At 70.3% G+C, this 20,035-nt stretch carries 21 protein-coding genes and 1 tRNA gene; 11 read left to right on the plus strand and 11 right to left on the minus strand.

The genetic code is table 11. The features are described 5' to 3' along the window. Positions 1–130: 130 nt before the first annotated feature. Entirely contained in the window at positions 131–1,702 is a 1,572-nt protein-coding gene (locus ABT053_RS11490; protein WP_350968852.1) for an aldehyde dehydrogenase family protein, read from the plus strand. 62 nt (positions 1,703–1,764) lie between these two features. Further along, the gene (locus ABT053_RS11495) at positions 1,765–2,271 is read left to right on the plus strand and encodes a type II toxin-antitoxin system RatA family toxin (protein ID WP_350968853.1); all 507 of its coding nucleotides are present in this window, start codon (positions 1,765–1,767) and stop codon (positions 2,269–2,271) included. Between the two features lie 393 nt (positions 2,272–2,664). Here the strand turns inward: ABT053_RS11495 and ABT053_RS11500 are convergent. Both ABT053_RS11500 and ABT053_RS11505 read right to left on the minus strand, forming a co-directional pair. After that, positions 2,665–2,738, minus strand: a tRNA-Pro gene (locus ABT053_RS11500). 35 nt (positions 2,739–2,773) lie between these two features. After that, complete coding sequence (locus ABT053_RS11505; protein WP_350968855.1) at positions 2,774–3,697, minus strand: metallophosphoesterase; 924 nt, start codon at positions 3,695–3,697, stop codon at positions 2,774–2,776. A gap of 80 nt (positions 3,698–3,777) precedes the next feature. On the opposite strand from ABT053_RS11505, the gene ABT053_RS11510 reads away from it, so the two are divergent. Further along, the gene (locus ABT053_RS11510; protein WP_350968856.1) at positions 3,778–4,236 is read left to right on the plus strand and encodes a GatB/YqeY domain-containing protein; all 459 of its coding nucleotides are present in this window, start codon (positions 3,778–3,780) and stop codon (positions 4,234–4,236) included. A 203-nt stretch (positions 4,237–4,439) separates the two neighbouring features. Here the strand turns inward: ABT053_RS11510 and ABT053_RS11515 are convergent, their stop codons facing one another. Beyond that, positions 4,440–6,716, minus strand: a complete 2,277-nt coding sequence (locus ABT053_RS11515) for a transglycosylase domain-containing protein (RefSeq protein ID WP_350968857.1) — start codon at positions 6,714–6,716, stop codon at positions 4,440–4,442. 267 nt (positions 6,717–6,983) lie between these two features. On the opposite strand from ABT053_RS11515, the gene ABT053_RS11520 reads away from it, so the two are divergent. Continuing rightward, positions 6,984–7,280 (plus strand): WhiB family transcriptional regulator, encoded by a 297-nt coding sequence (locus ABT053_RS11520; RefSeq protein ID WP_012887233.1) that lies wholly within the window; start codon positions 6,984–6,986, stop codon positions 7,278–7,280. 186 nt (positions 7,281–7,466) lie between these two features. On the opposite strand, the gene bagB is transcribed toward ABT053_RS11520, so the two are convergent. After that, complete coding sequence (gene bagB, locus ABT053_RS11525; protein WP_350968858.1) at positions 7,467–8,594, minus strand: ATPase BagB; 1,128 nt, start codon at positions 8,592–8,594, stop codon at positions 7,467–7,469. Further along, entirely contained in the window at positions 8,591–9,595 is a 1,005-nt protein-coding gene (gene bagA, locus ABT053_RS11530) for an ATPase BagA (protein WP_350968859.1), read from the minus strand. The genes bagB and bagA overlap by 4 nt, the downstream gene beginning before the upstream one ends. A gap of 404 nt (positions 9,596–9,999) precedes the next feature. On the opposite strand from bagA, the gene sp36 reads away from it, so the two are divergent. The 4 genes from sp36 (at position 10,000) to ABT053_RS11550 (ending at position 12,743) form a co-directional block, all read left to right on the plus strand. After that, the gene (gene sp36 / locus ABT053_RS11535; protein WP_344742745.1) at positions 10,000–10,155 is read left to right on the plus strand and encodes a Sp36 family protein; all 156 of its coding nucleotides are present in this window, start codon (positions 10,000–10,002) and stop codon (positions 10,153–10,155) included. Next, positions 10,152–10,610 (plus strand): RidA family protein, encoded by a 459-nt coding sequence (locus ABT053_RS11540; RefSeq protein ID WP_350968860.1) that lies wholly within the window; start codon positions 10,152–10,154, stop codon positions 10,608–10,610. Before sp36 ends, ABT053_RS11540 begins: the two co-directional genes overlap by 4 nt. A 427-nt stretch (positions 10,611–11,037) precedes the next feature. Further along, on the plus strand, positions 11,038–11,874 hold the full coding sequence (locus ABT053_RS11545) for an NUDIX hydrolase (RefSeq protein ID WP_350968861.1): 837 nt from the start codon (positions 11,038–11,040) through the stop codon (positions 11,872–11,874). Further along, positions 11,871–12,743, plus strand: coding sequence for an MBL fold metallo-hydrolase (locus ABT053_RS11550; RefSeq protein ID WP_350968862.1), 873 nt, complete (start codon positions 11,871–11,873; stop codon positions 12,741–12,743). Before ABT053_RS11545 ends, ABT053_RS11550 begins: the two co-directional genes overlap by 4 nt. Positions 12,744–13,046: 303 nt before the next feature. Here ABT053_RS11550 and ABT053_RS11555 read toward each other — a convergent pair whose 3' ends face one another. Further along, a complete protein-coding gene (locus tag ABT053_RS11555; protein ID WP_329088899.1) occupies positions 13,047–13,727 on the minus strand; it encodes a Crp/Fnr family transcriptional regulator in 681 nt (226 codons plus the stop codon). A gap of 87 nt (positions 13,728–13,814) precedes the next feature. Between ABT053_RS11555 and nth the strand changes: the two genes are divergently transcribed. Both nth and ABT053_RS11565 read left to right on the plus strand, forming a co-directional pair. Beyond that, positions 13,815–14,534, plus strand: coding sequence for an endonuclease III (gene nth, locus ABT053_RS11560; protein WP_350968863.1), 720 nt, complete (start codon positions 13,815–13,817; stop codon positions 14,532–14,534). Between the two features lie 116 nt (positions 14,535–14,650). Further along, on the plus strand, positions 14,651–15,295 hold the full coding sequence (locus ABT053_RS11565; RefSeq protein ID WP_350968865.1) for an NUDIX hydrolase: 645 nt from the start codon (positions 14,651–14,653) through the stop codon (positions 15,293–15,295). Between the two features lie 152 nt (positions 15,296–15,447). On the opposite strand, the gene ABT053_RS11570 is transcribed toward ABT053_RS11565, so the two are convergent. After that, positions 15,448–15,978, minus strand: a complete 531-nt coding sequence (locus ABT053_RS11570) for a HEAT repeat domain-containing protein (protein ID WP_350968866.1) — start codon at positions 15,976–15,978, stop codon at positions 15,448–15,450. Positions 15,979–16,050: 72 nt separating this feature from the next. On the opposite strand from ABT053_RS11570, the gene ABT053_RS11575 reads away from it, so the two are divergent. After that, positions 16,051–17,250, plus strand: a complete 1,200-nt coding sequence (locus tag ABT053_RS11575; RefSeq protein ID WP_350968867.1) for a MarP family serine protease — start codon at positions 16,051–16,053, stop codon at positions 17,248–17,250. A 398-nt stretch (positions 17,251–17,648) separates the two neighbouring features. Here ABT053_RS11575 and ABT053_RS11580 read toward each other — a convergent pair whose 3' ends face one another. From ABT053_RS11580 to ABT053_RS11595, 4 genes are read right to left on the minus strand one after another with little or no spacing between them, the layout of a single operon-like run. Beyond that, positions 17,649–18,089, minus strand: a complete 441-nt coding sequence (locus ABT053_RS11580) for a DUF309 domain-containing protein (protein ID WP_350968869.1) — start codon at positions 18,087–18,089, stop codon at positions 17,649–17,651. Positions 18,090–18,102: 13 nt separating this feature from the next. Continuing rightward, on the minus strand, positions 18,103–19,026 hold the full coding sequence (locus ABT053_RS11585; RefSeq protein WP_350968870.1) for an alpha/beta fold hydrolase: 924 nt from the start codon (positions 19,024–19,026) through the stop codon (positions 18,103–18,105). Then, positions 19,023–19,490, minus strand: a complete 468-nt coding sequence (locus ABT053_RS11590) for a phage holin family protein (RefSeq protein ID WP_350968871.1) — start codon at positions 19,488–19,490, stop codon at positions 19,023–19,025. Before ABT053_RS11590 ends, ABT053_RS11585 begins: the two co-directional genes overlap by 4 nt. After that, on the minus strand, positions 19,487–19,642 hold the full coding sequence (locus ABT053_RS11595) for a hypothetical protein (protein WP_350968872.1): 156 nt from the start codon (positions 19,640–19,642) through the stop codon (positions 19,487–19,489). Before ABT053_RS11595 ends, ABT053_RS11590 begins: the two co-directional genes overlap by 4 nt. Positions 19,643–20,035: the final 393 nt, after the last annotated feature.

Consider the following 20,035-nt stretch of genomic DNA (forward strand, 5'->3'; position numbering starts at 1 on the left):
AACGGCCCCGAGCTCGATAGGAATGGCCCTCCGGCCGATAAGCAACCCTTATGGCGCATCCGTTGTCCAGCCGTATTGCCGCACATAGCGTAAAACATGAGCCGTGGCCGGACCGAGCGGAGGAGGAAACGTGAAATTCGGAATATATCCTGCCTATATTGGCGGCCAAGATGTCACCGGTGACAACGCCCGGTTCGTCCACACACTCACCGCTCGGGCCCTCATGGAGGACACCTTCCCCAGCCTGCGCCTCAAGCGCGACCTCGACCTGGGAGTCGCCGATCCGCGTACGGCGGGGAAGAGTGTCGTGGGGGCGTGCGTCGTCGCCGACGAGAGCATGACGGCCATGGCCCTCGAGTCGGCCGCCCGCGCCGCCCCCGAATGGCGCCGCGTCCCGCTCGCCGAGCGGATCGAGATCGGACGTCGCATCGCGGAACGGATGCTCGAACACCTCGACACCCTCGTCGAGATCCTCGTCGCGGAGGGCACCCCGCACTCCGCGGCCAAAGGCATGATCGGCGGGCTCCCGTTCACCAGCTGGAGCCGGGAGACACTCGAATGGTGCGCCGAGCAGATGGAGTTCCGCCGGTGGGACGGCGACCGCGAGATGATCCTGCGCCGCGTCCCCGACGGCGTCGTCTGCATCAACCCTCCGCAGAACGCCGCGGCGGTCAACGCGCTGAACGGCCTCACCGCCCTCCTGGCCGGTAACACCGTGGTGGTACGGGCACCCCGCGGGGTCGCGCTCAGCTGCATGTACGCGATGCGGGAGATCGCGGCTCCGGTGCTCGAAGAGGCGGGAGCACCGCCCGGAACGCTCAACGTCCTCTGCGGGCCGCCCATGCTCGACGCCTGGATGGCCAGCGAGCACGTCGACGACGTCCTCTACTTCGGGGGCAGCAAGAAGGGGCTCGAGTTCGAGACCGACTGCATCGCCGCGGGCAAGAAGCCGATCCTGGAGCTCGCGGGCAACGACTGCTGCGTGGTGTGGCACGACGCCGACCTGGACGCCACGGTGGAGACCCTCACCGAGTTCTTCATGAACTCCGGCCAGATCTGCAACGTGCCCAACCAGGTGATCGTCCACCCGGAGATCGCGGACGAGCTCGTCGAGCGGCTGGTCGCGGCCACCAGGAGGATCCGGCCCGGATATCCGGACGAGACCGACGTGGTGCTCACCCCGGTCCTCGGGGTCGACTGGTTCTTCGGCTGCCTGGGCGAGGCGCTCGCCAAGGGCGCGAAGCTCGTCCACGGCGGCCGTCGTCTGGAGGTCGACGGCTCACCGTCCGACACCGGGTTCTTCGTCGAGCCGAGCATCGTCCGGATCGACGGCCTCCGGGACGCGAGGTCGCTGTCGGTGGTCCGCGACGAGACGTTCTTCCCGCTGCTGCCGATCATCGTCCCCGAGGCGGGCACGACGGACGACGCCCTGCTGGAGGAGGTGCTGACCTTCGTGAACGGCAACGCCTACGGCCTGCGCAACTCCTTCTGGTCGACCGGGAACGCGACGATCGAGCGGGTCCTGGAGGGGGTCGTCAACGGCGGCAACCTGAAGATCAACGATTCGCACACCGCCTTCCTCCCCTTCCTGCCCAACCAGGGCGGGCCCGGTCTCACCGGCGGCGCCTTCGGCGAGGCGAGTCACCCCATGCTGCGCACCACCCATCTGCAGGGCGTCAGCGTCATCCGCCCGGCGGCCTGACGCGACACGGACCGATACAGACCGACGGCGGACCAACGGCGGACTGAAGAGGAGCACCCGTCATGACATCTCGTACCCTGAAGGCCACGGTGCCGGCGACGGCCGCCGAGGTGATCGAGCGGCTCGGCGACGAGCCGGCATTCCCCGCGTACGCCCGTGACATCGTCTCCGTCTCCGACACCGGCGACGGGCTCCGCCAGTGGGTGCTGGCCTTTCGCGGCGGCACGGCGAGGTGGACGCAGCGCAGCTGGGGGGCCGGAGGCGGCTCGCAGCCGCACCGCATCGAGTTCGAACAGGTCAGCGGGGATTTCCAGCACCTCAAGGGAACGTGGACGAGCACGGACCTCCCCGACGGCTGCGAGGTCGTGTTCGACGTGGACTACAGCACGAGCGTCCCCCACCTCGCGGGCGCGATCGACTCCGCCGTCGGGCGGGTGCTGGTCCGCAGCGCCCACCAGATCATGTTCGCCGTCGGAGGCTCGGTCCACGTCACGTCCGGCGACCGGCACCTCCGGGACATGCCGGACGGCTTCACCCCGGAGGGGACCACGGGCGACGCGCTCCGGTGACGCCCCGGATCCACGGGATCCGGCCCCGCCGGGGCTCTCACGGTCGTCCGTACGCTGTCACCGGCGGGGCTCTCAGGTCGTCCGTACGCTGTCACCGGCGGCCCGGCCCGGACGGATGAGAAAGAATTCCCGTCATGGGCCGATCGTCGGAGTCGAATCCCCTTTTCTGCCGGGTCGTCTTTTCACCGGAAAGACATTTAGGGGATGCCGCGGATGCGATTCGGGGACATCCGGATTTCGCGGCCGATGGCGTGCCCGGCGACCCGGCGCCGATCGAACCGCATTTGGTGATCTTGACGCGCCCGCAGCGCGCGATCAACCGGACCTGGGAAAGCGAAAGGCCGTTCCTGATCTCTCAGGAACGGCCCTTTACCTCGGGACTTCACTTCGACGTCGGGGTGACAGGATTTGAACCTGCGGCCTCTTCGTCCCGAACGAAGCGCGCTACCAAGCTGCGCCACACCCCGGTCACACGCCCGGTCTTGCTCGTGCTTGGAAAAGTCTAGCGGACTTCGTGGGTGCTTGCGTCGCCGCGACGGCGGGGCATCAGGGTCAGGAGGCTCGCCTCCGGATAGCAGGCGAAACGGACCGGGGCGTAGGGGCTGGTGCCGAGACCGGCGGAGACGTGGAGGTAGGCGGAGTCGTGGCGGCTCATGCCCTTGACGCGGGCCCGGTCGATGCCGCAGTTGGTGACCAGGGCGCCGTAGAAGGGGACGCAGAGCTGGCCGCCGTGGGTGTGCCCGGCGAGCAGCAGCTGGTAGCCGTCGGCGGCGAAGCGGGTCAGGTTGCGGGGCTCCGGCGAGTGCATCACGCCCAGGCGCAGGTCGGCCGCCGCCGGGGCGGGACCGGCGATCAGGTCGTAGCGGTCGAGGTTGATGTGGGAGTCGTGGATGCCGCCCACGGCCACGTCGAGATCGCCGACCTTGAGGCGGGCGGTGGTGTTGTTCATGTCCAGCCAGCCCTCGGCGGCCATCGCGGCGCCCAGCTCCTCCCAGGGGAGGGAGGGGATCTTCTGGCCGTAGTCGGCCTTGGACGTGCGCCAGAGGTAGCGCGCCGGATTCTTCGGCCGAGGCTCGTACATGTCGTTGGAGCCGTAGACGAACAGGCCAGGGCGGGACAGCAGGGGCTCCAGGGCGTGCATGAGGGGCGTGATCGCGTCGGGGTGCGAGATGGAGTCGCCGGTGTTGACCACCAGGTCGGGGTTGAGGGCCCCGAGCGAGCGCACCCAGTCGATCAGCCTCCGCCTGCCGGGGGTGAGGTGCAGGTCGGACAGGTGGAGGATGCGTACGGGCCGCTGCCCCGGCTCCAGCACGGGCACGTCGAAGCGGCGCAGCCGGAACGCGTTGCGCTCGACGACCGAGGCGTACGCGAGGCCGGCCAGGCCGACGCCGAACAGGGACAGGGGCACCGCGGCTGCTTTCCTCACCTTCTCATCATGCCCGAGATCGGGCCCTCGAACGGAAACTCGGGATACAGCCGGGCTGGTGAGGCGGCAAGATGGACGGCATGAGCGCATTGAAGGACAAGCTGAAGGCCGATCTCACGGCCTCCATGAAGAGCAGGGACGAGATCCGCACCCGCACGATTCGCATGGCCCTCGCGGCCGTGAACGTCGAGGAGGTCTCGGGAAGGACCGCACGCGAGCTCAGCGACGACGAGGTCGTCAAGGTGCTGGCCAAGGAGGCCAAGAAGCGCCGCGAGGCGGCCGAGGCGTTCAGCGGTGCCGGCCGGGTGGAGCAGGCCCAGGCGGAGGTCGACGAGCAGGCCGTGCTGGAGGCGTACCTGCCCGCGCAGCTGTCCGACGAGGAGCTCGCCGGGCTCGTGGACGAGGCCGTCGCCGAGAGCGGTGCCAGCGGGCCGCAGGCGATGGGCCAGGTCATGAAGATCGTGAACCCGAAGGTCGCCGGACGCGCCGAGGGCGGCCGCGTCGCCCAGGCCGTACGGGCCCGCCTGGCGTCCTCCTGATCCGGTCTGACCCGATCTGATCCGAGCCGATCAGAGCTGACCCGAGCCGATCAGAGCTGATCCGAGCCGATTCGAGCTGATCCGATACGCCAGAGCCCTTCGTCCGACACGACCAGAGCCCTTCTCGCCGGACCTTCGAAGGTCCGGCGAGAAGGGCTCTGGCGTTCCGGGGTTCCCCCGGGACTCCCGGGGCTCCGGTGGCGTTACGGGACGGGCGGGGCGATCGGGGCGCCGCCGTTCGCGTCGAACGGGAAGCCGTTGTTGACCTCCTCGTTGTCACCGCCGTCCGGCGGGCCGAACGGGCCGTCGCCGTTGTCGCCGCGGTCACCCCGGTCGTCGCCGGGGCCGCCGTCGTCGCGCTTCGGCGGCGGCTTGGGCGCGCACCGGCCGGCGGAGCAGCCGCCGAAGCGCTCCATGTTCACCGGGGTGAAGGGGGACGCCTCGACGCCCTTGAGCGCGCCGAGCATGGAGTCCTTCCAGATCCGCCCGGAGATCGAGGCGCCGTACACGTAGCTGTAGTAGCGCCCGCCGATGGTCACGCCGGTCAGGTCGTACTTGAAGGCGCCGCGCGGGTCGCCGAGGCTCACCGCGGAGGCGAGGTCGGGGGTGAACCCGGCGAACCAGGCGGCGGTGTAGGCGTCGGTGGTGCCGGTCTTGCCCGCCGCCGGACGGCCGATGCCGCCGACCTCGGTCATCGTGCCCTTGGTGAAGACCCCGGACATGATGTGGCTGGCCGCGTCGGCGACCTCCTCGTCCAGGACCTGCTTGCACTTGGGCTTGTACGAGGTCTTCTTGCCGTCGCGGTCGGTGCTCTCGGTGATCACCATCGGGCTGCAGTAGGTGCCGCGGGCGGCGATCGTGGCGTAGGCGGCGGAGACCGTCACCGGGTCCATCTCGTTGATGCCGAGGGTGAAGGTCTCGAACTCCTTCAGCGCCCTGCCGTCGGCCCGCTTGATGCCCAGGCTCTTGGCCATCTTGACCGTCTCGCAGAGGCCGACCTCCTGCTCCAGGCGCATGAAGAAGGTGTTCACCGAGCCCAGGGTGCCGGTGGTCAGGGTCTTGAAGCCGCCGCCGCCCTCGCTGGAGTTCTTGACCTCGTGGGTTGTGTCGCCGACCCCGTCGCCCTTGCAGTCGCGGAACGTGCCCCTGCTGGGGGCCCGGTAGCCGGAACCGGTGCCGAAGCCGTCGTTCAGCTTCATGCCCTGGTCCAGGGCGGTCAGCAGGGTGAAGGGCTTGAACGTGGAGCCCGCCTGGAAACCCGCTCCGCCGCCGTGGGCCTTGTCGCCGACGAGGTTGTAGCTGATCTCGTTCTTCTTCTTGTTCCTGCCGAACTTGCGGCTGGCGGCCATCGCCTTCACGGCGCCGGTGCCGGGAACGACCATCGCCTGCGCGGCGACCGGCTTGTCGCTGGTCTTGACGTACTCCTTGATCGCCTTCTCCGAGGCCTTCTGCGCCTTCGTGTTGAGCGTCGTCTTGATGACCAGGCCGCCCCGCTGCAGCAGCCTCTCGCGCTGCTTGCGGGTCTTGCCGAAGTCCTCGTTGGTCGCGATCTCCTGCCGCACGTAGAGGCAGAAGTACGGGTAGGCGCTCTCCTCGCAGCCGCCGGGGGCCTCGATGTTCTTGAAGCCGAGCTTCTTCCGCTTGGCCTCCTCGGCCTCCGGCAGCGTGATCTTGCCGAGTTCGGCCATCCGGTTCAGCACGGTGTTGCGCCGCTCCAGCAGCCGGTCGCGGGAGGCCTTGCCCGCGTTCGGGTCGGTCACGCTCGGGTTCTGCACGGCCCCGGCGAGGGTGGCCGCCTCCCACAGGGTCAGCTTCGAGGCCGGCTTGTTGAAGAAGCGCCGGGAGGCGGCCTGGATGCCGTAGGCGCCCGCGCCGTAGTAGGAGATGTTCAGGTAGCGCTCAAGGATCTCCGACTTGGTGTACTTCTCCTCGATGGCGAGCGCGTAGCGCAGCTCGTTGAGCTTCCTGGAGAGCGTGGGAGCGATGGCGGCGGCCTGCTCCTCCTTGGTCTCCGCGGCGTTGAGGAGCACGAGCTTGACGTACTGCTGCGTGATGGAGGAGCCGCCCTGGACCACGCCGCCGCCCGAGACGTTCTTCACGGCCGCGCGGAAGGTGCCCTCGATGTCGATCGCGCCGTGCTCGTAGAACCGGAAGTCCTCGATCGCCACGATCGCGGTCTTCATGACGTCGGCGACCTCGTCCAGCCTCACCGACTCGCGGTTCTCGAAGTAGAACTGGGCGAACTGCTTGCCGTCGGCGTCGAGCAGGGTGGTCTTCTCGGCGAGGGGGGGCTCCTTGAGCTCCTCGGGGAGAAGACGCAGCTCGTCGGCGGTCGCGTTCACCGTCATCCCCGCGCCGCCCACGGCCGGGAGCGCGACGGCGGCGACGAGCACACCCATGACAGCGGCAGCGCTGATCAGCTTCAGCACATTACCGATCGCGCCGATCACAGACACCTGGTCTTTGCCTTGAGCTTGCACGAGACCCAGGGTACGTCGGACGGATGCCGCAAACGGTAACGGAACGCCATCTTAGCCGGGCTTTGTCCCGTTATCTCAGGCAGGTGACTAGTCATTCCCGGCCAGATGGCCGTGGATGACCATGTGAGAATTTGGTCCCGCCGGGGTCTGTCGGCCCGAACGTCTGGTTGCGTACGTTCTCTTTCTGCAGCAATTGAATACCGAGGCCCGACGCCCGCGCCCGTCGGCCCAAGTCACGACTGACCACCTAAAGGGGAGTGGGGTCGAATGTGGATCACGGATTGGACCTCCCGTGCGGCCTGTAAGGGTGCGGATCCTGACGCTTTGTTCGTTCAGGGTGCTGCCCAGAACCGAGCGAAGCTGATCTGCCGAGGATGCCCGGTCCGGACCGAGTGCCTCGCCGATGCGCTGGACAACCGCATCGAGTTCGGGGTGTGGGGCGGGATGACCGAGCGCGAACGCCGCGCGCTGTTGCGCCGGCGACCGGATGTCGACTCCTGGCGGGACCTGCTGGAGTTGGCCAAAGAGGAATACGAGCGGACTAATGAGCTGATCGCCGGCTGAGTTCGCGCCCATCCCGTACGGCTGGCGCCGGGCGCCAGCCGTACACGCATGTCACGGGCCGGAGAGCGCGCGTCGCCACGCGTGTTCGCGTGTTCTCCGGATCCGTTCGACGGCGCTTCGTTCGTCGAAGCCCCGTCTGATGACGCGGGGTCACGCGGCCACGCCGCCGCCCCGTACGGCCGACGGTTAGCGGGTGGCCAGGAGGTCGCCCACCTCGCGCAGTCCCTCCAGGTCGTGCACGTCCTGCGACATGGCGGGGACCCGTGCCACGGGCACCGTGGGATGGGCGGAGATGAAGTGCTCCTCCTCGCGTCGCTCGCGGGCGGCCAGCTGCATCCGGCCGGCGTGCAGCCGCAGCACGGCGGAGGTGAGCTCGTGCTCGCCGCGCGACTCCAGGTCCTCCGCGGCGGCGGTGCTCCGCGCCCCGGACAGCATGGACGCGGGCGAGCGGTGCACCCGGTTGACCACGAGACCCGCCAGGGGCATGCGCTCCTCGGCGAGCCTCTCCACGAAGTAGGACGCCTCGCGCATCGCGTCGCGCTCGGGCGAGGCCACGACGACGAACGCCGTCCCCGGGGCCTGCAGGAGCCGGTAGGTCTGGTCCGCCCGCGCCCTGAAACCGCCGAAGACGGCGTCCAGCGCCGACACGAACGTCTGCAGGTCCTTGAGCACTTGCGCGCCCAGCAGCTTGGTCAGCGCCCCGGCGACGATGCCGAACCCCGCGTTGAACAGCTTGAACGCGCTGCGCCCCCCGGCCTTGGCGGGAAGCATGAGCACCCGGATCAGCTTGCCGTCGAGGAAGCGGCCGAGCCGCTCGGGAGCGTCGAGGAAGTCGAGCGCGGAGCGCGACGGCGGGGTGTCGACGATGATCAGATCCCATTCGTCCGACCGCCTGAGCTGGCCCAGCTTCTCCATCGCCATGTACTCCTGCGTGCCGGAGAAGCTGGACGACAGGGACTGGTAGAAGGGGTTCGTCAGGATCTGGCGGGCTCGCTCGGGGTCGGCGTGCGCCTCGATGATCTCGTCGAAGGTCCGCTTCATGTCGAGCATCATGGCGTGCAGCCGGCCCTCGCCCTCGACGCCCATGACGGGCCTGGGGGTGTTGTCGAGTTCGGTGAGCCCCATCGACTGCGCCAGCCGCCGCGCGGGGTCGACCGTGAGCACCACGGCGGAACGGCCGCGCTCGGCCGCGCGCAGCCCCAGTGCCGCGGCGGTGGTCGTCTTCCCCACACCGCCGGAGCCGCAGCAGACGACGATCCGGGTGTCCGGATCGTCGATGATCGCGTCGAGGTCGAGGAACGGGGGTTTCTTCACGCTGCTCCCTGGGTGCGGATCGATTCCGCCAGCTCGTACAGCCCCGACAGATCCACCCCGTCGGCCAGCAACGGCAGGTCGTAGCGGGGGCGGGCGGCCTTGTCCAGCGCCCGCCTCTCGTGGCGTTCCAGCTCGGTGCGGCGGGCGTGCTCGGCGATCTCCTCGGTCAGCGCCTCGGCCACCGCGACCGCGCCGGAACCGCCGTCGGTGAGCCCCGCGGCCTTGAGGCCGAGCACCAGCTCGGTCGGGTCGAGCCTGTCCTCGGCGGCGGCCTCCAGGACGGAGGCGGGCAGCAGCGACTCGCGGACCATGTTGACGAAGATCCCACCGGGCGGGAGCCCCGCGGCACGGAGCTCGCGCAGGCCGTCGAGGGTCTCCTGGACCGGCATCTCCTCCAGGAGCGTGACGAAGTGCACGGCGGTCTCGGGGGAGGAGACGACGCCGTTCACCAGGTCGGCGTGGTTCTTGATCGGGCCGACCCTGGCCAGCCCGGCGACCTCGTTGGTGACGTTGAGGAAGCGCGCGATCCTGCCGGTCGGCGGCGCGTCCAGCACGACCGCGTCGTAGACCCTCTTGCCGTCCTTGCCCTTGCGCCGGACGGCCTCGCTCGTCTTGCCGGTGACCAGGACGTCGCGGAAGCCGGGGGCGATGGTGGTGGCGAAGTCGACGATGCCGATCTTGCTGAGCGCCCTGCCCGCCCTGCGCATGCCGTAGAACATCTCGAGATATTCGAGCATGGCCTCCTCGGCGTCGACGGCCAGCGCGTAGACGTCCCCGCCGCCGGGCGCGACGGCGATCTTGCGCTCCTCGTACGGCAGCGGCGGCAGGTCGAAGACCCGGGAGATCCCTTGGCGGCCCTCGACCTCGACCAGCAGGACCTTTCTGCCACCCGCCGCGAGGGCGAGCGCGAGTGCGGCGGCCACCGTGGTCTTGCCGGTGCCGCCCTTGCCGGTGACGACGTGAAGGCGTACGCCGTCCCAATCGGTGTCGCGAGCTCTCACCCTTCGAAGGCTACCCAACGGCTACTTGACAACTCCTCGGCGCCTTCCCCCGGAGAGTGCGCACCGGTACGGCCCCTCGGCGGGCGGGGGTGGCCTAGCCCCTTTGTTGGTATTCGCCCGGAGAGCGGAAGATATGCCTCCCGCGGGTGCCTCCGTGACCGATCGCCCTGTTCAGCACGGTCGTGCGGGCCGTACGCGACGGGATCGGAGCGGGAGGGGGTCCGGCGTACGGCCCGGGAGACCCTGGGTGGTCGTGTCGCTAAACGATCGGGATCGGAAAGTAAATATGCCGATTCTCACAGCGGGCCGGTCCGGCCGTCCGCCCGATCGTCGGCTCGCCTCCACGGGTGCCGCCGGCCGGAGGTGGTCCGCCTGCCGTGGGCGGTCTCGCTAATGTGTCCCGCATGACGAAATGGGAGTACTCGACGGTGCCGCTGCTGGTCCACGCGACGAAGCAGATTCTTGACAACTGGGGCCAGGACGGCTGGGAGCTCGTCCAGGTCGTGCCGGGTCCCAACCCCGAGCAGCTGGTCGCCTACCTGAAGCGGCCCCGGCAGTGACGGCCGAGGAGAGACTGGCGGAGCTGGGCCTGACCCTGCCGGAGGTGGTGCCGCCGCTGGCGGCGTACGTCCCGGCGGTGCGTTCCGGTGATCACGTCTACACCTCGGGGCAGCTCCCGATCGTGGACGGCAAGCTGGTGACCGCCGGCAAGGTCGGCGCGGAGGTGGACGTCGAGGACGCCTACGAGCTCGCGAGGGTGTGCGCGCTCAACGCCCTCGCCGCCATCGCGTCGGCGGCCGGAGGGCTGTCGAACATCGTCCGCGTCGTCAAGGTCGTCGGCTTCGTGGCCAGCGCCCCGTCCTTCACCGGCCAGCCGCAGGTCGTCAACGGCGCCAGCGACCTGCTCGCCGCGGTGCTCGGCGACGCGGGCAAGCACGCCCGCAGCGCGGTCGGCGTCGCCGTCCTCCCGCTGGACGCGCCGGTCGAGGTCGAGGTGATCGCCGAGGTCCGCTGAGGTTCGCTGAGATCCGCCGAGGTCGTCGGGTCCTCGGGAGTCTGGAGCCTGGGACTTCGGGATCTTTGCGGACCCGGTGGATCGGTGGGCCGGTGGATCGGTGGAGCCCTGACGGGCCCGGCGGTCACCGGAGGCGGAAGGTCCCTGGTGGCCGTTGAGGCTCGCCGGCGGTGGCCGAGGTCCCGGGCAGGTGACCGGGCCGGCCGGGGCCGTACGGGTGCCGTGGGGGCTCGCCAGGGGCCGTACGGGAGCGTTGTGCCCCGCGTGGCCCTCCGCGGCGCCGGTGCGGCCCCGTGATTGTCCGGGACGGTGCCGTGATTGTCCGGTGCGGCCCCGTGATTGTCCGGGACGGTGGCGTGATTGTCCGGGACGGTGCCGTGCCACATGATGGACCTGAAACAGAGCGGTGTTCTGGTGGAGGGTCTCAATGGGCGGTATTCCGCTTCCCGGTGAGCTGGGCGAGCGCGCACGCGACATCCTGGCCGGGCGGGTCGCCCCGGTCCCGGCCCGGGACGCCGCCACCGTGGTCGTCCTCCGTGAGGAGGCCGGCGGGCTGGAGGTCTACCTGCTGCGGCGCAAGGCGAGCATGGCCTTCGCCGCGGGGGCCTACGTCTTCCCCGGCGGGTCGGTCGACCCGCGCGACACCGACCAGGTGATCGACTGGGCGGGCCCTCCGCCCGAGGCCTGGGGCGAGATCTTCCGCGCGGACGAGCGGACCGCCCGGGGCCTGGTGTGCGCCGCCGTACGGGAGACGTTCGAGGAGTCGGGGGTGTTGCTGGCCGGTCCGTCCGCGGAGTCCGTGGTGTCCGACACCACCGGCGACGACTGGGAGGCCGACCGGCTCGCCCTGATCGGCAAGACCCTGTCCTTCGCCGACTTCCTCGGCGGGCGCGGCCTGGTCCTCCGCTCCGACCTGCTCCGTCCCTGGGCGCACTGGATCACCCCCGAGGTCGAGACCAGGCGCTTCGACACCCGGTTCTTCGTCGCGGCGCTCCCGGCCGGCCAGCTCACCCGCGACGTCGGCGGCGAGGCCGACCGGGTCGTCTGGATCAGGCCCGCCGACGCGCTCGACCAGGGCGGGACGGGCCAGATCTTCCTGATGCCCCCGACGCACCGCACGCTCACCGAGCTGAGCGTCTACGAGAAGGTGCCCGAGGCGCTCGCGGCCGAGCGTGAGATCGTGACCTTCATGCCGAAGATCGCCGAGGTGGACGGGGAGATGCGCATCGTGCTCGACGACGACTACCGGTTCGGCGCGCGGTGAGCGGGCTGCGGATCCCCCTGGAGGGACCTGACGGGGCCGGTACGGACCACACGCTCAACCTTCTCGCCCCCAACCCCTCCGAGATGACCCTGGACGGCACCAACACGTGGGTGATCGGCCTCAGGGAGGCCGGTGGGCCCGCAGGACCCGGGTTCGCCGGACCTGGGTTCGCCGGACCCGACGAGGTCGAAGGGGGCGGGGGGTTCGGGGAGGAGGTGCTGGTCGTCGACCCGGGACCGGACGACGACGAGCACCTCGCGCGGGTCGCCCGGCGCCTGGAGGGCCGCAGGGTCGTCGCGATCCTGCTCACCCACGGCCACCACGACCACAGCGGCGGCGCCGCGAAGTTCGCCGGACTGGTCGGCGCGCCCGTCAGGGCCCTGGATCCCGCGCACCGGCTGGGCGAGGAGGGGCTCGGCGCCGGCGACGTGATCACGGCCGGGGACCTGGAGCTGCACGTCGTGGGCACGCCCGGTCACTCGTTCGACTCGCTCTGCTTCTGGCTGCCGCGGGACCGGGCGATCCTCACCGGCGACACGGTGCTCGGCCGAGGTACGACCGTGATCGCCCCGGACGGCGACCTGGCCGACTATCTGCGCTCTCTCGACCTGCTGCGGGCGAGGGCCGAGCGGGTCGGGGCCGAGGCGCTGCTGCCCGGCCACGGTCCGGTGCTGCCCGACCCGATCGGCGTCCTCGACGGCTACATCGCCCATCGGCGGCGCAGACTCGACCAGATCCGGGAGGCCAGGCGGCGGGGGGCGGCGACGCCCCGGGAGGTCGTCGAGATCGTCTACGCGGACGTGGACAGGTCGCTCTGGCCCGCCGCCGAGATGTCGGTCCGCGCGCAGCTCGCCTACCTCGACAGTTAGCCCCGTAGCCCCGTAGCCCCGTAGCCCTGTAGACCCGGCTCCGGGGCCCGCTTCGGTGGAGAGGGGTGCACCCGGCTCCGGGCTCGCCTTCGTGGAGAGGGCCGGGCTCGGCTCCGGGCCCGGCCTCGTGGAGAGGGCTGAGCTCCGTTCCGGGGTCCGGCCTCGGGGAAAGACCGCTCTCGGAAGCGGGGAGGAACCGCCCTCGGAACGGGAGGGACGACGGCCCTCGGAGCTGGAAGGACCGTTCTCGGAACGGTCCTTTTCCGGGTGATCCGTCCCCCTGGGACTCCGGGCCCTCACGGGTCAGCGCGAGCGGTTGTGCAGCCGCTCCAGGTCCATGATGACCACGGCCTTGGCCTCGATGCGCAGCCAGCCCCGCTGGGCGAAGTCGGCCAGCGCCTTGTTCACGGTCTCCCGCGAGGCGCCGACCAGCTGGGCCAGCTCCTCCTGGGTGAGGTCGTGGTGGACCCGTACGCCGTCGTCGATCCGCTGGCCGAAGCGCTCGGCCAGGTCGAGCAGGGCCTTCGCCACCCGGCCGGGCACGTCGGTGAAGACCAGGTCGGCCAGCACGTCGTTCGTGCGGCGGAGGCGCTGGGCCAGGGCCCGCAGCAGGTGGAGGGCGACCTCGGGCCGGCCGGTCAGCCAGGGCCGCAGGTCGTCGTGTCCGAGCCCGGCCAGGAGGACGTCGGTCAGCGCGGTGGCCGACGCCGTACGGGGACGGGGGTCGAACAGGGACAGTTCGCCGAACATCTCGCTCGGACCGAGCACGCTGAGCAGGTTCTCCCGGCCGTCTGGCGAGGTCCGGGAGAGTTTGATCTTGCCTTCGAGCACCACGTAGAGGCGGTCTCCGGTCTCGTTCTCGCTGAAGAGGGTCTGCCCCTTGGACAGTTCCACCTCGGAGATGCTCGTGCGCAGCGCGGCGGCGCTCTCACGGTCGAGCGCGGCGAACAGAGGGGCCTTGCCCAGCACGTCGTCGGAGTTCACAGTGCCTCCTGTTTCACGGCTCACGCAGTCATTGTGACCCATCCCACCGTGCCGCTCTTCAGGGGGCCTTGAGCGTAGGCTGTCTGAGTGCTTCGCAACGTCAGCCCCGGTGGTGAATCCCAGCTTGCCCTGGTTCGTCGAGCCCGTCGAATGGACCGGATTCTGGTGGAAACCTACCCTGACGCCCACTGTGAGCTTGACTTCCGTGATCCTCTGCAACTGCTGGTCGCGACGATCTTGTCTGCTCAATGTACGGATAAAAGGGTTAATACGGTAACTCCTACCCTTTTTGCCAAATATCCCGCGGCGGAAGACTACGCCGGTGCCGATCGGGCCGAGATGGAAGGGATCATCCGGCCCACCGGGTTCTTCCGCGCCAAGACCAACAGCATCATCGGGATGGCCCAGGCCCTGTGCGAGCGCCACGGCGGCGAGGTGCCGGGGAAGCTCAAGGACCTGGTCGCGCTGCCCGGGGTCGGCCGCAAGACGGCCAACGTCGTGCTCGGGAACGCCTTCGGGGTGCCCGGCATCACCGTCGACACCCACTTCCAGCGGCTCGTCCACCGCTTCGGCTGGACCTCGCAGACCGATCCGGTGAAGATCGAGCACGTCGTCGCAGAGCTCATCCCGAAGCGCGACTGGACGATGATGTCCCACCGCCTGATCTGGCACGGCCGCCGCGTCTGCCACGCCCGCAGACCGGCCTGCGGCGTCTGCCCGCTCGCCGCGCTCTGCCCCTCGTACGGCATCGGCCCCGTCGATCCGGTCCAGGCCGCCAAGCTGGTGCGTCCGGGCCCCTTCTCGTGATTTTCCCCTGATCGTCGCAGGTGGCCGTCCGGCCGGTGTTCCCGCGTCTCGCGGATCCGCCGGCACCGGGAAGCGCGGGGCGGGACACCGTGTTGCAGAGAACCGGAGGTGTGCCCGTGGAAGAGGTCCCTGGGTGGTTGGAAACGCTGGCGGAGCGGGCCGCGAGGACACCGGTGTCCCCGATGATGCGCCCCCCGGTGTCCGGGGGGCGGCGGGCCGCGGTGCTCCTGCTCTTCGGCGAGGGGCCGCTCGGCCCCGACGTGCTGCTCATCCAGCGGAGCTCGCGCGGGCGCACGCACGCGGGACAGCCCGCGTTCCCCGGCGGCGGGGTGGACCCCGAGGACGACGGCCCGATCGGCGCGGCGCTGCGCGAGGCGAGCGAGGAGACCGGTCTCGACCCGGCGGGCGTCCGGGTGCTCGGGACCATGCCCGAGCTGTACCTGAGCCACAGCGACAACCGGGTGACCCCGGTGCTCGGCTGGTGGCACACGCCCTGCGTGGTGCACGCGGCCTCGCCCGACGAGGTGGAGTCGGTGGAGCGGGTCCCGGTCCGCGAGCTCGTCGACCCGGCCAACCGGATCAGGCTGCGCCACCCGAGCGGTCACACCGGACCGGCGTTCCGGGTACGCGGGCTGCTGGTGTGGGGGTTCACCGCGGGGGTGCTCGACGGGGTGCTGGGCGGTTCGGGGTTCGAGCTTCCCTGGGACCGGTCACGGGTCGAGGACATCCCGCCCGACGTGCTCAACCTCGCGTCCCGCTGAGACGTCATCGCTCCTGCGCCTTTGGTTCCCGCGCCTTCGGTCCCGCGTTCTCGGTTTCACGTCTTCGGGTCCGCGTCCCGCCGAGTCGTCCTCGGCGTCGTCGTCTCCGCGTCCTCGGCTCCACGTCTTCGGTCCCGTGTCCCGTGTCCCGTTCAGGCGTCCTTGACCTCGCGGCCCGTTGACAGGGCGAGGCCGAGGCGGGCCCAGTCGGCCACGTCGTCGTCGGGGTCGAGGGTGAGCCGCCGCAGCGCGGCCAGGCCCGTCGGGTCGGGCGGGCTGCCCATGATGTTCGGCAGCGCGTAGGCGGCCCCGTACCTGATCCGGGGGTCGTCGTGCTCGGCGAGGGCGATCACCGACGGCAGCGCGCGGCGGTCCCTGAGGTGGCCGAAGGCGATCAGCACCGAGTAGAGCACCAGGCAGTCCTCCTCCCGGACCGACAGGGTGCGAAGTACCGGCAGTGTCCGGTCGACGAATCCGAGCCGTCCCAGGATGTCGACCCCGAGCATCCGCTCGGCGGTGGTCCTCCCCGAGCAGAGCCTCCGCGCCGCGGTGAAGGTCTCCAGATCGCCGCGTTCCTGCAGCTGGGTGATCGCGCGCCAGCGGGCCGCGCCCTCCTGATCCCGTTCGCGCAGTGCCGTCTCGATGAGAGACTCCACGGCCGCCGCCCCTCCGATCATCGCCATCCGGCCACGATAACCGCAGAGACCTCACAGAAGGTGTGCACGCGCGGGGCGGCGGCTGGATACCGTAAGGGAGTGAGCGGTGATCTCCTCGATCTCATCCTGATCGCCCTGATGGTGGCCTTCGCGGTGTCGGGATACCGCCAGGGGTTCATCATCGGTGCCCTGAGCTTTGTCGGTTTTGTCGGTGGCGGGTTGCTGGGCATGTTCATCGCCCCGCCCATCGCCGGGGCCGTGGTCGACGGCGAGACCGAGCGCGCCCTGCTCGCGATCGTCATCGTCTTCCTCTCCGCCACAGTTGGGCAGTTCGCGTCGTCCACGATCGGCGCGGTGGTCCGCAGCCATGTCACCTGGGAGCCCGCCAAGGTCGTCGACGCGGTCGGCGGCACCTTCGCGAGCGCCTTCTCCGTGCTGATCATCGCGTGGCTGATCGGCTCGCTGCTGGCGTCGTCGCAGTTCACCCTGATCAGCGAGCAGGTCAACAGGTCCCTGCTGCTGAGCACGGTCGACCAGACGCTGCCCAGCGCGGCCAAGGAGCTGCAGGAGCCGTTCAAGAACTTCATCGACACCTCCGGCTTCCCCAAGGTGTTCGACGCCATCGGGGGCGGCCAGCTCGTCGACGTCTCGCCGCCCGACCAGAGCGTGGCGAAGGGCAACAGGCAGCTCACCCGGGCGCGCCGGGGCATCGTCAAGGTCCAGGGCGTGGCCACGAGCTGCCGCAAGCACATCGAGGGCACCGGGTTCGTCTACGCCCAAAACAAGATCATGACGAACGCGCACGTGGTCGCCGGGGTCAACCAGGGGCTGCAGGTCACCGACTACCTCAACAAGACCCACCCGGCCAAGGTCGTGCTCTACAACCCCGACCGCGACATCGCCATCCTGCACGTCACCGGGCTCAACATGCCGATCCTGCGCTTCGACGGCACCGCGGAGAAGGGCGACGACGCGATCGTCGCCGGGTTCCCGCACGGTCACGGCTACACCATGAACGTGGCCCGCATCCGGGTGCAGCAGAAGGCCAAGGGGTTCAACATCTACGAGCGCAAGACCGTCGTCCGTGACGTGTACGCCATCCGCGGCCTGGTCCGCCAGGGCAACTCCGGCGGGCCGCTGCTCACCCCCGAGGGCAAGGTCTACGGCGTCGTCTTCGCGGCCGCCCTCGACCAGCAGGAGACCGGCTACGTGCTCACCGCCGCCGAGGTCGCGCCGGACGCCGAGGACGGCTCCAGGCTCTTCAACCAGGTCGACACCCAGGAGTGCGACCAGAACTAGCGCGTCGCCCTTCGTCCTCCGTTCCGTGACGTCCCTGACGTTCGTGATGCCCCTGACACTCGGTTCCGCTCCGGGGCGCCCGGTCTTTTCCGGTAGCGCCCTGTCAGCCTTCGCGGTAACCGGCACGGTCTCCTGACACTCCCGTCCCGCGAACCGCGCGGGCGATGTCCGAGCGTTATGCGGGCGACGTTCGGGCATCGTGCGGGCGATGTCCGAGCGTCGTGCGGGCGATGTCCGAGCGTCGTGCGGGCGTCGTCCGAGAGCGGTCCGGGCGGCGTCCGGAAGCGGTCCGGGCGGCGTCCGCGTACGTCACCGGGACTTCGCCGTCGCGTCCGGGCGGCGGGGGCAAGGGTCGGGGATCAGGGATCAGGGGGACGAAGGTCAGAGGGGCGGAGGGTTCAGAGGAGGGCCTCGATCCTGGCGATGGCCGCCTCGGCCTCCAGGTCGTCGAGCTCGTGGGCGATCCTGGCGATCCGCTCGTACGGCACGCCGTAGCCGCTGATCCGGTCGGCGCCCCGCGCGAACAGCGTCGCGGCCCCGCGGCGGTTGCCCCGTTGCAGATGGGTGAGGCCGACACAGATCTGCGCCAGCCCCTGCCACAGTTCGCGTTCCTCCTCGGGAGAGGTCTTCCAGCGGCCCTCCAGCACCTCGTGGGCGTGGAACGGCCGCCCCTCGCGGAGCAGGCGGCGCGCCTCCGAGAGGGCCTCCTCTGCGCTCGGCGCGTAGTCGTCCGGGATGCGCTCGACACCCTCGGCGCCGTGCGGCAGGGGACGCCCGAACGCGTCGCGGGGACGCTGGTTGCGCGGCCTCCCGTCGGGATCCCGGTCCCGCCCGTTCACCGATCCCGCCCGTTCACCGGTCGGGCTCCGGATCCGACAGCCAGGCGACGAGCTCGGCGTCGAACTCCTCGGGGCGCTCCTCGTGCGGGAAGTGCCCGACGCCCTCGATCAGCCGCCACCGGTAGGGGGCGGCGACGTAGCGGCCGGAGCCCTGGGCGGTGCGCGGCAGGATGTGCCCGTCGAGCGTGCCGTGCAGCTGCAGGGTCGGCACGTTGATCTGGGTACGCATCGTCCTCGCGTAGCGCCACCCGTCGGGGCGGAGCTGGGAGCGGCCGAACCAGCGGTGGTACTCCAGCGCGCAGTGCGAGACGTTGCGGATGCGGAACGCGTCGCGGTAGGTCTTCGACACGTCCTCCTCGGGCCAGCCGGGGCCCGACCACTGGTCGAGCAGCCGCCCCACCCTGGCGCCGGAGTTGGCGGTCAGGCGCCGCTCGGGAAGCAGCGGCGCCTGGAAGCCCAGTGCGTATCGGGCCGCCCTGAACTGGCCGAAGGGCTCGGTGAACAGCGTGGTGCGAAGCCGCCGGGGGTGCGGCGCCGAGACCGGGACCAGCCGCAGGACCGCCTTGGGATCCGTCACGGCCATCGTCCAGGCGAGCAGCCCGCCCCAGTCGTGGCCGACGACGATCGCGCCGGTCTCGCCCAGCGCCCGGATCAGCCCGGCCGCGTCGGCGGCCAGGGTGTGCAGGTCGTAGCCGCGCGGAGGCTTGTCACTGGCTCCGTAGCCCCGCAGGTCGACGGCGACGGCCCGGTAGCCCGCCGCCGGGAGCGAGACGAGCTGGTTGCGCCAGCTCCACCAGAACTGCGGGAACCCGTGGAGCAGCAGCACGAGAGGGCCCGTACCGGCCTCCACGACGTGGAAGCGGGTGCCGCCGGCGTGGACGGAGCGGTGGGTCCACGGCCCCTCGACCATGACCAGGGACTCGTCGGGTCTGCTCACTGGCCGGGTCTCGCCGGGTCGCGACGGCCGTCCGCCTGGACGGTGGGGACCGGGACCGCGCCGGGAGCGGTCTCCGGCTCGCCGGTCCTGATGGTCTTGAGCGAGCGTAGCGTCCGCTTCATCCCGGTCAGGCCCTTGAACCGCCGCATGCCGATGAAGACCAGCAGCCCGGCCGTGAGCAGGTAGAGGACGGTGACGATCAGGAAGGCGGCCCAGGGCCACAGGCCCGCGCCGATCAGGGCGTAGGCGATCGTGAACGAGGCGAGGATCAGGCACAAATGGGCCATGAACGCCGCCGCGCCGAAGAGCCCCACCGCCGTGCCGATCCGTTTGGCGTCGAACCTGAACTCGGCCTTGGCCAGCTCGATCTCGGCGCGGACCAGGGTGGATATGTGGTCGCTGGCGGCTGCTACCAGCGTGCCCAGTGACTCCTCCTGTGGTTCAGCGGGCGGGATATGTGTCATGGACGATCTCCTATCGAGGGCCTTTGTCGAACATCATGCTGCGCGCTGAGGCGGTCGCGCACGCACACCCGCAGCGGAATCGTCGCCGGAACCGGCGCCGCGAGCACGCCGGTGGTCATCGCGTACGTGTCATCAAATACCTGCGTCGTCAAGACTTCAGACTTTAGTCCCGGGGAGGAAGGGAGGCGGGGGACTGCACCGGTTTGGTGAGGTCTCGGCTGTCCGGTGGTGAGAATCTGCACCACGGGCCCGTTGCCGGGCGGGTGAGTCGTGGAGCCTGTACGGGACCGCCGGATCCTCGGCCGGGACTGCCGAGCCTCCGGGGCCTTCAGGCGGGGCCGTCGGGCGCTTGGCCGGGACCGTCGAGTCCTCGGCCGGGACTGGCGGGTCTGGTGGGTCTGGTAGGTCTGCTGGGGTCTGGTAGGTCTGCTGGGGTCTGGTGGGCTGTCTCGTGGGCTCTTGAGGGTTCTTGGCCGGGACGGCGAGCGCCGGGGTGACTCCGGGCCCGTACGGGCGGGAGTTCCCCGTTTTGTGCGGCCCTCGGC

This window comes from Streptosporangium sp. NPDC002524 (assembly GCF_040295985.1).
In the GTDB taxonomy this organism is placed as follows: domain Bacteria; phylum Actinomycetota; class Actinomycetes; order Streptosporangiales; family Streptosporangiaceae; genus Streptosporangium.

Coding starts and splice junctions, on each gene's coding strand:
- sp36 (WP_344742745.1), top strand. CDS start 10,000: ATGACGAAATGGGAGTACTCGACGGTGCCGCTGCTGGTCCACGCGACG.
- ABT053_RS11520 (WP_012887233.1), top strand. CDS start 6,984: ATGTGGATCACGGATTGGACCTCCCGTGCGGCCTGTAAGGGTGCGGAT.
- ABT053_RS11495 (WP_350968853.1), top strand. CDS start 1,765: ATGACATCTCGTACCCTGAAGGCCACGGTGCCGGCGACGGCCGCCGAG.
- ABT053_RS11590 (WP_350968871.1), bottom strand. CDS start 19,490: ATGACACATATCCCGCCCGCTGAACCACAGGAGGAGTCACTGGGCACG.
- ABT053_RS11545 (WP_350968861.1), top strand. CDS start 11,038: ATGGGCGGTATTCCGCTTCCCGGTGAGCTGGGCGAGCGCGCACGCGAC.
- ABT053_RS11510 (WP_350968856.1), top strand. CDS start 3,778: ATGAGCGCATTGAAGGACAAGCTGAAGGCCGATCTCACGGCCTCCATG.
- ABT053_RS11570 (WP_350968866.1), bottom strand. CDS start 15,978: ATGGCGATGATCGGAGGGGCGGCGGCCGTGGAGTCTCTCATCGAGACG.